This window comes from Janthinobacterium sp. Bl 1, assembly GCF_058215535.1.
Window position 1 is genome coordinate 4,109,800 of the sequence record NZ_CM177086.1, and the last position, 12,980, is coordinate 4,122,779.

The 12,980-nt window shown below is 63.9% G+C and carries 11 protein-coding genes; 9 read left to right on the forward strand and 2 right to left on the reverse strand.

The window, feature by feature from the left end; all coding sequences use genetic code 11:
- Nucleotides 1-240 precede the first annotated feature (240 nt).
- From AC4BCN_RS18470 to AC4BCN_RS18500, 7 genes are all read left to right on the forward strand, one after another.
- Entirely contained in the window at nt 241-1,173 is a 933-nt protein-coding gene (locus AC4BCN_RS18470) for a 5'-nucleotidase (protein WP_456150167.1), read from the forward strand.
- Nucleotides 1,174-1,407: 234 nt separating this feature from the next.
- Nucleotides 1,408-4,851 carry a transcription-repair coupling factor gene (gene mfd, locus AC4BCN_RS18475; protein WP_490491453.1) on the forward strand — a complete coding sequence of 1,148 codons (3,444 nt, stop codon included), beginning with the start codon at nt 1,408-1,410 and terminating at the stop codon, nt 4,849-4,851.
- 55 nt (nt 4,852-4,906) lie between these two features.
- Nucleotides 4,907-5,749: a phosphoserine phosphatase SerB gene (gene serB / locus AC4BCN_RS18480; RefSeq protein WP_485878957.1), complete on the forward strand. Its 843-nt coding sequence runs from the start codon at nt 4,907-4,909 to the stop codon at nt 5,747-5,749.
- A gap of 109 nt (nt 5,750-5,858) precedes the next feature.
- On the forward strand, nt 5,859-6,587 hold the full coding sequence (locus tag AC4BCN_RS18485; RefSeq protein ID WP_490491454.1) for a hypothetical protein: 729 nt from the start codon (nt 5,859-5,861) through the stop codon (nt 6,585-6,587).
- Complete coding sequence (locus AC4BCN_RS18490) at nt 6,584-7,504, forward strand: TIGR04222 domain-containing membrane protein (RefSeq protein ID WP_490491455.1); 921 nt, start codon at nt 6,584-6,586, stop codon at nt 7,502-7,504. Before AC4BCN_RS18485 ends, AC4BCN_RS18490 begins: the two co-directional genes overlap by 4 nt.
- Nucleotides 7,494-8,348 carry an MbnB/TglH/ChrH family RiPP precursor modification enzyme gene (locus AC4BCN_RS18495; RefSeq protein WP_490491456.1) on the forward strand — a complete coding sequence of 285 codons (855 nt, stop codon included), beginning with the start codon at nt 7,494-7,496 and terminating at the stop codon, nt 8,346-8,348. Before AC4BCN_RS18490 ends, AC4BCN_RS18495 begins: the two co-directional genes overlap by 11 nt.
- Nucleotides 8,345-8,602 carry a hypothetical protein gene (locus AC4BCN_RS18500; protein ID WP_490491457.1) on the forward strand — a complete coding sequence of 86 codons (258 nt, stop codon included), beginning with the start codon at nt 8,345-8,347 and terminating at the stop codon, nt 8,600-8,602. Before AC4BCN_RS18495 ends, AC4BCN_RS18500 begins: the two co-directional genes overlap by 4 nt.
- Nucleotides 8,603-8,609: 7 nt before the next feature.
- Here the strand turns inward: AC4BCN_RS18500 and AC4BCN_RS18505 are convergent, their stop codons facing one another.
- Nucleotides 8,610-10,499, reverse strand: a complete 1,890-nt coding sequence (locus tag AC4BCN_RS18505; RefSeq protein WP_490491458.1) for a serine hydrolase domain-containing protein — start codon at nt 10,497-10,499, stop codon at nt 8,610-8,612.
- Between the two features lie 86 nt (nt 10,500-10,585).
- On the opposite strand from AC4BCN_RS18505, the gene AC4BCN_RS18510 reads away from it, so the two are divergent.
- The gene (locus AC4BCN_RS18510) at nt 10,586-10,948 is read left to right on the forward strand and encodes a DUF4870 family protein (RefSeq protein ID WP_128142837.1); all 363 of its coding nucleotides are present in this window, start codon (nt 10,586-10,588) and stop codon (nt 10,946-10,948) included.
- 33 nt (nt 10,949-10,981) lie between these two features.
- Here AC4BCN_RS18510 and AC4BCN_RS18515 read toward each other — a convergent pair whose 3' ends face one another.
- Nucleotides 10,982-12,148, reverse strand: coding sequence for a cystathionine beta-lyase (locus tag AC4BCN_RS18515; protein ID WP_139089583.1), 1,167 nt, complete (start codon nt 12,146-12,148; stop codon nt 10,982-10,984).
- A gap of 218 nt (nt 12,149-12,366) precedes the next feature.
- Here AC4BCN_RS18515 and AC4BCN_RS18520 point away from each other — a divergent pair, with 218 nt between their 5' ends.
- Nucleotides 12,367-12,942, forward strand: coding sequence for a PEP-CTERM sorting domain-containing protein (locus tag AC4BCN_RS18520; protein WP_338679052.1), 576 nt, complete (start codon nt 12,367-12,369; stop codon nt 12,940-12,942).
- Nucleotides 12,943-12,980 lie beyond the last annotated feature (38 nt).

The window sequence follows — 12,980 nt, forward strand, 5'->3', positions numbered from 1 at the left end:
CGTACGCTTCGTTACAATTGGCGAGATTTCATAAGTGGAAGCATAGTGGAAAAAGAGCGCGCTGGCTGCCATATACTTGATACAAGACAATATTTATTTCTTTACTGTGGCGCGTATTGCACAGCGGTCAAAAAAATTGACATGACGCCCCGCTTTGGTGCAAAAAGTGACCGTGCTTCACTATTGGCTACGCAGTTGATAGTCGTATAAGATGAGCAACAAGCAAACAACAGGCAGACCATGGCTTATCCTATCGAACACAAACTGGTGATCGGGGTCGCTTCCAGCGCCCTGTTCGACCTGGCCGAATCGCACCAGGTCTACCTCGACAATGGCCCCGAGGAGTACCGCAAGTACCAGGAAACGCATATCGACACGGTCCTGCCGCGCGGCGTGGCCTTCCCCTTCATCCGCCGTTTCCTGAACATCAACAAGCACTATCCGCGCCAGTCGCCCGTGGAAGTGGTGCTGTTTTCGCGCAATTCACCGGAAACGGGCCTGCGCGTCATGCACTCGATCGCCCACTACGGCCTGGACATTTCACGCGCCGCCTTCATGACGGGCAAGTCGCCCTACCCCTACCTGCCCGCCTTCAATGCGTCGCTGTTCCTCAGCGCGAATGAAGGCGACGTGCGCAGCGCCCTGGCCTGCGACTACCCGGCCGGACTGGTACTGCCGTCGCGCACGGAAGACGACGAGGACGACGAGGAATTGCGCGTGGCCTTCGATTTCGACGGCGTGATCGCCGATGACGAAGCGGAAACCGTCTTCAAGCGCAACAACGACGTCGATGAATTCCACGCCCATGAAACCCTGAACGTGGGCACGCCGCACCGCCCCGGACCGCTGGCCGGCCTGTTCCAGAAGCTGGCCACCATGCAGCGCCTGGAGGAACGGGCCCAGCGGCGCGACCCCGGCTATAAAAAGATCCTGCGCATCGCCATCATCACGGCGCGCAACGCGCCTTCGCACGAGAGAGTAGTGACGACCCTGAAAAGCTGGGGCGTGGCGGCCGACGAGACGTTTTTCCTCGGCGGCATGGACAAGTCGCGCGTACTGGCCGTGTTCAAGCCGCATATCTTCTTCGACGACCAGCTGAGCCACCTCAAATCGGCGGGCGGCACCATCCCGATGGTGCACGTTCCCTTCGGCGTTGCAAATATGCGCACATGATAAAACCTGCTGCGCGTCGTGCTTTACGGCCTGCGATGCTCACTGCCTCGGCGGCCCCGTGCAAAGCACAGTTGCGCTTCTCGACCGCAAATCACTTCCGCTCGCGACGGTTTTCTCAAGCGCGGAGATATAGGCGATGGTCTATAATCCTGCCTGTCAGCGCCGTCACTGGCGGCGCGGCGCGCACCACAGCTGTCCCATTCAACTGCCTCTGCCACTAGTGTCATCGCCTGCATGTCCTTAGACTTAACAAAAGCCCTCCCCAAGCCCGGCAACCGCTATGCGCTGCCCGCCCTGTATGGTTCATCCGACGCCTATGCCCTGGCGCTGGCCGCTTCGGCCTTGAAAGCGCGGGGCCAGATGCTGGCCGTGGTGGTGGCGCAGGCCAGCGACGGCCAGCGCCTGCTCGATGAAATCCCGTGGTTTGGCGGCAAGGACCTGCGCTGCCATCTGCTGCCGGACTGGGAAACCCTGCCCTACGACGCGTTTTCGCCGCACCAGGACCTGGTCTCCGAGCGCCTGGCCACCTTGCACGAAATCCAGACGCGCCAGTGCGACGTGCTGATCGTGCCGGCCACCACGGCGCTCGTGCGCCTGGCGCCGCCATCGTTCCTGGCCGCCTACACCTTCTTCTTCAAGAAGGGCGAAAAGCTCGACGAAGCGCGTCTGAAGTCGCAGCTGACCCTGGCCGGCTACAGCCATGTCTCGCAAGTGATGTCGCCGGGCGAATACTCGGTGCGCGGCGGCCTGCTCGACCTGTTCCCCATGGGTTCGGCCCTGCCCTACCGCCTGGATCTGTTCGGCGACACCATCGAGACCATCCGCACGTTCGATGCCGACACCCAGCGCTCGCTGTATCCCGTGCATGAAGTGCGGCTGCTGCCGGGCCGCGAATTTCCCATGGACGAAGCGGCGCGCACCACCTTCCGCAACCGCTGGCGCGAACAGTTCGAAGGCGATCCCTCGCGCTCGGTCGTCTACAAGGACATCAGCAGCGGCATCGCCTCGGCCGGCATCGAATATTATCTGCCCTTATTCTTCGAACAGACGGCTACCCTGTTCGACTACCTGCCGCCCGACGCCTCGCTGGCCCTGGTGGGAGAAATCGACGCTGCCATTGGCCGCTTCTGGACCGATACCCAGTCGCGCTACCGCTTCCTGAAGGCGGACCGCGAGCGGCCTATCCTGCCGCCCGAATCGCTGTTCCTGTCCGACGAGCAGTTCTTCGGCCTGGCCAAGCCGTATGCGCGCCTGGCGATCGCCAAGTCGAACGATGCGCTGGCATCCGAACTGTCGGCGCCCGTGCCGAACATCGCCGTCAACCGCCGCGCCGACGATCCGCTGGCCAACCTGCGCAGCTATTTGCTGCAATCGGGACGCCGCGTGATGATCTGCGCCGAATCGAACGGCCGCCGCGAAACCTTGCAGCAGTACTTCACCGAATACGATCTGCACCTGACGCCGGTGGAAGGCAGCGATGGTTTCCTGCAATCCGACGCCAAGCTGATGCTGGGCGTGGCGCCGCTGCATGCGGGATTCGAGCTGTTTACGCCGGACGGAAATTTATCCTTCATCACGGAGACGGAGTTGTACGCCGGTTCCGGCCGCCGGGTCGGCACCAAGAAACAGGAAGGCGTGACGCAGGTCGAGTCGATGGTGCGCGACCTGTCGGAGCTGAAAATCGGCGACCCCGTGGTGCACATCAACCACGGCATCGGGCGCTACATGGGCCTGACCAGCATGGACCTGGGCGAAGGCGAGACGGAGTTCCTGCATCTCGAATACGCGAAGGACACCAAACTGTACGTGCCCGTGTCGCAGCTGCACGTCATTTCCCGCTATTCGGGCGCGTCGCCGGAAGACGCGCCGCTGCACTCGCTCGGTTCGGGCCAGTGGGAAAAAGCGAAGAAGCGCGCGGCCGAACAGGTGCGCGATACGGCCGCCGAGCTGCTCAACCTGTATGCGCGCCGCGCGCTGCGCCAGGGCCATTCGTTCGAATTCTCGTCGCACGACTACCAGCGCTTCGCCGACAGCTTCGGCTTCGATGAAACACCGGACCAGGCCGAGGCCATCCACAACGTCATCAAGGACATGACTTCCGGGAAACCGATGGACCGCCTCGTCTGTGGCGACGTCGGCTTCGGCAAGACGGAAGTGGCGCTGCGCGCCGCGTTTATCGCCGTCATGGGCGGCAAGCAGGTGGCCATCCTGGCGCCCACCACCCTGCTGGCCGAGCAGCATGCGCAAACCTTCGCCGACCGCTTCGCCGACTGGCCCGTGCGCATCGCGGAATTGTCGCGCTTCCGCAGCGGCAAAGAGATCACGCAGGCGTTCAAGGGCATGGCCGACGGCACCATCGACATCGTCATCGGCACGCATAAACTGCTGTCGGACGACGTGAAGTTCACGCGCCTGGGCCTCGTCATCATCGACGAGGAACACAGGTTCGGCGTGCGCCAGAAGGAGGCGCTGAAAGCCTTGCGCGCGGAAGTGGACGTGCTGACCCTGACGGCCACGCCGATCCCCCGTACCCTGGGCATGGCACTGGAAGGCTTGCGCGACTTTTCCATCATCGCCACGGCGCCGCAAAAGCGCCTGGCCATCAAGACGTTCGTTCGCAGCGAAGGCGAAGCCATCATCCGCGAAGCGTGTCTGCGCGAACTCAAACGGGGCGGCCAGATCTACTTCCTGCACAACGAGGTGGAAACCATCCAGAACCGCCTGGCCATGCTGACGGAATTGCTGCCCGAGGCGCGCATCGCCGTGGCACACGGCCAGATGCACGAGCGCGACCTGGAAAAAGTCATGCGCGACTTCGTCGCCCAGCGTTTCAATATTCTGCTGTGCACGACGATCATTGAAACGGGCATCGACGTGCCGACGGCGAACACCATCATCATGCACCGCGCCGACAAGTTCGGCCTGGCGCAGCTGCACCAGCTGCGCGGCCGTGTGGGCCGCTCGCATCACCAGGCCTACGCCTACCTGCTGGTGCACGACGTGCAGGGTCTTACCAAACTGGCGCAGCGCCGCCTGGACGCCATCCAGCAGATGGAAGAACTGGGCAGCGGCTTTTACCTGGCCATGCACGACCTGGAAATCCGCGGCGCCGGCGAGGTGCTGGGCGAGAGCCAGTCGGGCGAGATGACGGAAATCGGCTTCCAGCTGTATTCGGACATGCTCAATGAAGCCGTGCGCTCGCTGAAAGCGGGCAAGGAGCCGGACCTGGCCGCGCCGCTGGCGTCGACCACCGAGATCAACCTGCACGTGCCGGCCCTGCTGCCGGCCGATTTCTGCGGCGACGTGCACGAGCGCCTGTCGATCTACAAGCGCCTGGCCAACTGCGCCACGCAAGAGAAGATCGACGATATCCAGGAGGAGCTGATCGACCGCTTCGGCAAGCTGCCCGACGCCGTCAAGGCGCTGGTCGAGACGCACCGATTGCGCATCGCGGCGAAAACCGTGGGCATCGTCAAGATCGACGTGCATGGCGAGGCGGCCACCCTGCAATTCATGGCCAAGCCACCGATCGATCCGATGCGCATCATCGACCTGATCCAGAAAAACCGCCATATCAAGCTGCATGGCCAGGACAAGCTGAAAATCACGGCCGCCATGCCGGACCTGGCCGCGCGCGTGACGCAGATCAAGACCACTATCAAGCAATTGACGGTGTAGACCATTTCGATAATTAATGCAGGACTGCCCCATGACCAATACCAAGACCATCACCATGAATCTGATCCTGCAGGGCCTGGACGGCGATAGCGCCCGCCTCGAACGCATCGCCGCGCTGGCCGCGCCGACGTCCGTCACGCGCCTCGGTCCGAACGCCGTGCGCTGCGAACAGATCGCCTATTCGCCCGCGCTGCGCCCCACGATCGAAGTGGCGGCGCAGGCGGCGCAGCTGGACGCCACCTACATGATGGGACAGCGCGAACTCGCCGAATTCAAGCTCGTGGCGATGGACATGGATTCGACCCTGATCACCATCGAGTGCATCGATGAAATCGCCGACATGCAGGGATTGAAACCGCAGGTGGCGGCCATCACGGAAGCGGCCATGCGCGGGGAACTCGATTTTGCGGCCAGCCTGAAACAGCGCGTGGCCCTGCTCGAAGGCCTCGATGCGTCGGCCCTGCAACGCGTCTACGACGAGCGTTTGAAGCTGTCGCCGGGCGCGGAAGCCATGCTGGCGGCCGTGAAAAAGGCCGGCCTGAAAACCCTGCTGGTGTCGGGCGGTTTCACCTTCTTCACCGAACGCCTGAAGGAGCGCCTGGGCCTCGACTTCACGCATGCGAACGCACTGGAAATCATCGACGGCAAGCTGACGGGCAAAGTCCTGGGCGGTATCGTCGACGCCGAGGAAAAGCAGCGCACGGTGGAGCGAGTGTGCGCAGAGATGGGCATTACGCCATCGCAGGCCATCGTCATGGGCGACGGCGCCAACGATTTGAAGATGATGGGCATCGCCGGCCTGTCCGTCGCTTTCCGCGCCAAGCCCGTGGTGCGCTCGCAGGCCGACGTGGCGCTGAACTTCGTGGGACTCGATGGTTTGCTCAACGTCTTGAGCTGAGTCGGCGCCAGCTTGGCGCTATCTGGCGGGCGGTGCGCGCACGGCGGCACAAGTTTGCTATATTGCAAACTTGTGATCACCCCGCCAGCCCATCGTGAAAGAACACCGCATGCCGCCACCACTGCCAGAAGAAATACAACGCCACCTCGATATATTCGTCGCCGCCGCGCAAACGGCCTTCGGCGCCGACCTGGCCGCCGCCGTGCTGTTTGGCTCGGCCGCCGATGGCCAGTTGCGCGCCACCTCCGACGTCAACCTGCTGTTGCTGCTCAAGCGCTTTACGCCCGCATCGGCCGATGCGCTGCGCGGTTCCTTGCGCCTGGCGCACGCCGCCATCGATTTGCAGGTGATGTTCCTGCTCGAAAGCGAATTGCCCCAGGCCGCCGACGCCTTCGCCGTCAAGTTCGCCGACATCATCGCGCGCCACCGGGTGCTGCATGGCGTTGATCCCTTCGCCAGCCTGCACACGAGCCGCGACGCCGTGCTGCACCGGCTGCGGCAAGTGCTGCTGAACCAGCAGCTGCGCATGCGCGAACGCTATATGCTCCTAAGCCTGACTGAAGAACAGCTGGCCGGCGCCATCGCCGATGCGGCCGGCCCCCTGCGTTCGGCGGCAGCCTCGCTGGCGCAGCTCGAGGGCAAACCTGCGCAGTCCGGCAAGCAGGCGCTCGAAGCATTTGTCGACCAGCTGGGCGACCCGGCCCTGCACGTGGCTTTGCACACCATGTCGGCCGCGCGCGAAACGGCGCGCCTGGCACCGGGGCAAGCCCTGCCCGCCTTTACGGGTTTGATGACGATTACCGAACGCCTGCGTGAACACGCGGAGCAGATGCGGTGAACGGCTACAATCCGTTTGACTGGAGCGGGCCATCGTTCCTGCTGGCCTACCTGATCTTCGGCACGCTCGTGTACTACCTGGCGCGCGAGCTGCTGATCCGCATGGAATTGCGCAATCCGCACGCCCAGCTGTCGCTGGCCGATGATCCCTACCGCATTGCTTTTTTGCGCGGCGGCGCCCTCGAAGCCGTGAAAATCGCCGCCATCGTGCTGGTCGACCGCGGCTTGCTGCGCGCCGACGGCCCGCTGCTGGAAACGGCCAGCGCCGACAGCCTGCGCTTTGCCAGCCACGACATCGAACGCGACGTGCTGCGGCTGTACCTGGGCCGCCAGGGCCACAGCAAGGAACTGGCCGTGCAGGCCGACATGCTGCCATCGTGCCGCGCCTACCAGGAGACGTTGACGCGGCAGGAATTGCTGGTCGGCCCGCCGCTGCTGCGCCGGCGCGAACGCATCACCTGGGCCGCGCACTGGCTGCTGCTGACGGTGGCCGGCGTCAAGGCCGTCATCGCCATCAGCCGCCAGCACTACAATCTGCTGTTCCTGGCGGTCCTGCTGGCGATTTTTCTCCTCATGCTGCGCGGCTTGCGCACCCAGGCGACCAGCTGGAGCGCGCAGCGGCTGCTGACCGACCTGCGCATGCTGTTCGGCCGGCTGAACATGCGCTCGGCGCGCCTGCAGGCGGGCAGCAGCAGCGCCGACATGGCCCTGCTGGCCGCCATCTTCGGCATCGGCGCCCTGCCCTTGTCCGTGTACGCCTATGTCGCCGAGCTGTATCCGGTGCCGCGGCAAAATGGCGGCGGCGACTCCTCGTCCAGCAGCACGGGCGACTCGGGCGACTCGTCATCGGGCGGTGGCGGTGATGGCGGCGGCAGCGGCTGTGGCGGTTGCGGTGGTGGCGGCGGCTGTGGCAGTTAGCAAGGACGCCACGCGCGACCGCGTCGGCCTGGGCTGGCGCGGCGAACTGGCCGCCGGCATTCTGTCCAACCTGGCGCGGATCGACATGCTGGAAGTGATCGCCGACGATTATTACGGCGCCTCGCGCGCCGGCATTTCGGCCTTGCGCAGCCTGGCGCACCAGGTGCCAGTCAGCCTGCATGGCGTCGGCATGGGCTTGGCCTCGACGATTCCCGCCGATCCGCGCCGCCTGCATGCGATGGCGCGCCTGATGCAAGCGGTGCAGGCGGAATCGTGGTCCGAGCACCTGAGTTTCGTGCGCGCCGGCGGCGTCGAGATCGGCCACCTGGCGGCGCCGCCGCGCACGCAGCACAGCGCCGCCGGCGCAATCGCCAATATCGCGCTGGCCACGCGCATCGTCGGCAGCGCCCCGCTGATGGAAAACATCGCCACCCTGGTCCAGCCACCGGCCAGCACCATGGACGAAGCCGATTGGCTGACGCACATCATCCACGGCGCGCAAGTGCCGCTGCTGCTCGACCTGCACAACCTGTATGCGAATGCCGTGAATGCCGGCGAGTCGCCGCAGGAACTGCTGCTGCGCCTGCCGCTGGACAGGGTCGGCGCCGTGCACCTGAGCGGCGGCCACTGGATCGCTGCGCCGGGCGGCGGCCAGCGCTTGCTGGACGACCATCTGCACGACGTGCCGCCCGAAGTCTTCGATCTGTTGACCGTGCTGGCGCGCCATGCACGGCAACCGTTGACGGTGATCGTCGAACGCGACGGCAATTATCCGTCGTTCGAGCATGTGCTGGGCCAGCTGGAATTGGCGCGCGCGGCCTTGCGCGCGGGGCGAGCCGCATGAGTTCTCCCGCACTGGAAACGTACCTGGCAAGGCTGTACACGGACGACGCCTTGCGTGCCGCCTTCCTGCTCGATCCCCATGCGCAAGCCTTGCTGCATGGCTTGTCGCCGCAGGAAGCGGAGGCGATGGCGGCAATGGACCGCATCGGCCTGCAGATGGCGGCGGCCAGCTACCGCGCCAAGCGGGCCGGGCGCACAGGTCAACCCAGGCCGGCGCAACGCTGGTGGCGCCGGCTGCTGGCTGCCTGGCGCTGAGCGCCCGCTACAGCTGCCACATACGCAGCGGCAGCAAGCCCCACCAGGCCAGCACCAGCAGAAGCTGCAAGGCCGCCAGCAAGGCCACCCAATCCCATTTCGCCAGCGAGCCCGCCTCGGCCGCCGTGCCGCGACTGCGCCAGCAGCGGGCCAGGCCGAACGCCGTCGCCAGCGGCAGCGCGCCCGTCGCCAATGCCAGCAGCACGCTGGCGATGGTGACGTCACCCAGGCGCAGGTAGGACTGGAAATAGAAAAACGGCAGCGGCAAGAGCAACGCCAGCATGGCAAGCAAAGGCGCGAACAGATGGTCGCCCCGTTCCAGGCTGCGCCGCGCGGCCCGCCACACGCCCACCAGCAGCACATACAGCAAACCCGCCGCACCCAGGGCCAGGCTGCCCCACAGCACCAGCATGCGCAGCATCGACGCGCGCTCATAGCTGCGCAATCCATCGCTGAGCACATGCTTGCCATCCTCCTGCATCAGCACGTGCGATGGCGTGCTGCGGTCGCTGGCGCGGAACAGCAAGCCGCCCACCGGTTCCAGCTCCTTCGGCTCGCCCTGGAACGGGATCAGGAACAGCGACTCGCCATCCCATTTCACACGCGTAAAGCCGAAGACGGCGTCGACCCAGGCCATGCTGGCCATGGGGCTGGGCGACGGCACGTAGACGCCCTGCCAGTTTTCCACCGTCGGCGCGGGCGTACCGCGTGGGGCCGGCGCGCGCAGCGGCAGTTCCAGGTCGCGCAGCAGCAGGCGGTTGAAGCGTTCATAGTCGGCCTGCTCCGCATCCGTATTGAAGGCCACGAAGAAGGCGCTGTCCTGCTCCGGGTAGATGCACAGCATGGCGCGAAAACCGACAGTCGTGCCGGGATGGCAGGCACCCACCACGTTATGGCGGTCGCGCACGGCCAACGCCAGGCCGTGGCCCGTTGCCAGGCCCGCCTGCGCCGCATCCGTGCCGGCCGGTTCGGACAAGGCACCCATCAGCGCCAGGTCGATGAACTGCGCGCCCTGCAGCTTGCCATCGCCCATCAGGAACTGCGCCAGCTTGCCCATGTCGGCCGCCGTGGTGGTAAATTGCGCGGCCGGACGCAGATACTGGGGCACGGCCGGCTGCGCCACGCCATGCTCGAAGTGGCCCATGGCCAGGCGCGGGTCCGCATGCGATCCCGCCTGGGTGCTCATTTGCGTACGCATTTGCGTAACATAGGCAAACGTGCTGTCCGCCATGCCCAGCGGCTGCAGCAGCTGCGCGTCGAGGTAGCGTTCATAGGGCTGGCCCGTGACCTTCTCGATCACCATGCCCAGCAAACCATAACCCATGTTCGAGTACGCATAGCGGCTGCCGGGACGCGCGCGCACGCGCAGCAGATTGCGCCCGCCGTCAAACGCCTCGGCCAGCGGCGTCTCCGGCGCCGGGTTCAGGCTGAACGCCTGCCAGAAGCGCACGTTATCGAGGCCCGACGTATGCGCGAGCAGGTGGCGGATGCGCACGGGGTCGCTGGCCTGCCACGGGTTTTTCAGTGCCAGTTCCGGCAGCACCTGCTGCAGGGGCGTGTCGAGCGTGAGCTTGTCTTCGCTGACCAGGCGCAAGACGCCCAGCGCCAGCGCCACCTTGCCCACGGAGCCCACCTGCATGCGCGTGTCCGTCTGCATGGGTATGTTCTTGGCGGCATCGCGCAAGCCGGACGCGCCGACTTTGACTGTTCCGTCAGGCAAGACTTCACTCCAGACGGCGCCCGCCAGACCCTCGTCCTTCAAGCCGGCGGCAAACTCCGCCTCCAGGGTGGGGCCGGCCGCATGAGCCACGGTGACACACAGCAGCAAGGCTGGCACGGCGCGCTGCAGCCACGACCTGGCGCGCGCGGCCAGGGTAGGATATCGATCTCGTTTCAACAATGTATTCTGCCTTTTTCCATGGACTGCGCTCCTGCGCCGCTTTGCTTGTTACAATTAAAAATTGAGCAACGACGGGAGCTTTCATGTCACAAGATATTATTTTGGATACCCAACTCCAGCAGACCAAAAACCTGGCCTGGTGGTTGTACCTGATACATGGCGCCAGCTTCGTGTTTTCGCTGGGCGCGTTTTCCTTCATTCCGCTCATCATCAATTACGTGAAGCGGGACGAGGCTGCCGGGACCTTCGTTCACAGCCATCACAGCTGGATGATCCGTTCCTTCTGGTGGTATGTGGCCTGGGTCGTCGTCGGCGCCATCCTGTGGGTCACGCTGATCGGCATTCCGCTGGCCATCATCGTCTGGGGCGTGGCCTGGCTGTGGAAAGCGTACCGCCTGCTGCGCGGCTTCCTCGACCTGAACAACAACAAGCCCGTACCCATGTAACAGGTGCTTCGCGGCAAGCCAACGGCTTGCCGCCTACATCGCCGCGAACGCCCGTTCGATATCGGCGATCAAGTCCTGCGGATCTTCCAGTCCCACGTTCAGGCGCACCAACTGGCCCGGCAACTGCCATCCCTTGCGCATGGCGGCGATGCGGTACGGCATCACCAGGCTGTTCGCGCCACCCCAGCTGTAGCCAATCTTGAACAACTGCAAGGCATCGACGAAACGGTCCGTCTGCGCCTCCGTGTAGCGGGCATCGAACAGCACGGAAAACAGACCGCCCGCGCCCGTGAAATCACGCTGCCAGATGGCGTGGCCCGGGCAATCGGCGAACGCCGGATGCAGCACCGTGGCGATCTCGCTGCGCCCCTTGAGCCAGGCGGCCACCGTGCGCGCGCCCGCATCGTGCGCGTCGAAGCGCAGCTTCATGGTAGGCAAGCCGCGCAGCACCAGATAGGCGTCGTCCGCCCCCACGCCCATGCCCAGACGCATGTGCGCCTGCGCCAGGCGGTCGTGCAGCGCCCGCTCGCGCGTGATCAGCGCGCCCATCAGCACGTCCGAGCCGCCCGACTGGTATTTCGTCAGCGCCTGCATGATGATGTCCACGCCCAGGTCGAAACCGCGCAGGGCCAGGCCGGCCGACCAGGTGTTGTCCAGGGCCACCAGCACGCCGCGCGCATGGGCGGCCGCGCAGATGGCGGGCAAGTCCGGCACTTCCATCGTCACGGAACCGGGCGCTTCCGTCCAGATCAGTTTGGTGTTTGGCTGGATCAGGGCGGCGATGCCGGCGCCGATGAGCGGATCGTAATAGCGGGCCGTGATGCCGAAGTCCTGCGACAGCCAGCGCCCCAGCTCGCGGTTCGGGTTGTATATATTTTCCGGCAATAAAACGTCGTCACCCGTTTTCAGCAGCGCAAAGTCCGCCATGGCGATGGCCGCCAGGCCCGACGGCGCCAGCAGGCAGTATTGTCCCCCTTCAATCTCGGCCAGCCGCGCTTCCAGGGTGAAGGTAGTCGGCGTGCCGTGCAAGCCGTAGGTGTAGGCGTTCTTGTCTTTCCAGTCGCCCGAACGCATGGCCGCCACGTCCTTGAACAGTACGGTGGACGCATGGTGTATGGCGTTCGGGAACGCGGCAAAGCCTTGCGGCGCCTGGTAATCGCTGTGGATCAGCGCGGTTTGCGGAGATTTGGGTGTGGTCATGGCGTCGGGAAAGGGTCGTAGGCAATAAAAGAGCGGATCGCACATTGCTGGTCCGCCTTGATTGTAAGGGCTTTGCTCAAAAACTGCCGTACAACTGGCGCCAGATGTATAGCGAACGGAAGAATAAATCCAATAATGCCTACACATTTATCATGTATTATTAGCATGCTTTATTTTTAATATTTTAATTTTATACATTCCAATCTGAAGGATATCCCATGTTGAAAAATGCAGTGCTCGCTTGCGTCCTGGCTGTGGCCACGACAACGGCGCTGGCCGCTCCGGCCAAGCCTAATGTGGTCAACTTTTCCTATACCGGTTTTTATGATGAATTGAATGGCGGTGCGTGGAACCCCGACTTGCGGCTGGAAGGGAGCTTTAATTTCAACAATGCCAATGGCGACAATGTCATCACGAAAAACGAAGCCTACAACTTGGTATTCAATGGCCGGAACTACTACCATGACTGCAACAATGGCAATATCTACATGCGCTGTGGAGTAGATATACTGGAGTATTCTGCTGCAGGCGGCTTGAATATCTCCGCGTATTTCACCGGCAGCTATCCCGACGAAACCTATTTTGGCAGATTGAAGACGGGTGACTCTTTTGCCTACACTTATTACCATCCTTTTGATCCCGGTTCGAGCAGCATCAGCGTACGCTGGTCGCCAGACACCAAGCTGACGATCAGTCCCGTACTGGTCCCGGTACCCGAGCCTGAAACCTATGCCATGTTACTACTCGGCCTGGCCGGTATCGGCTGGATGCAGCGCCGGCGTCGCGCCATCTGAAGCAACACAAAAAAAAGGGACCGCCAAACTGGCGATCC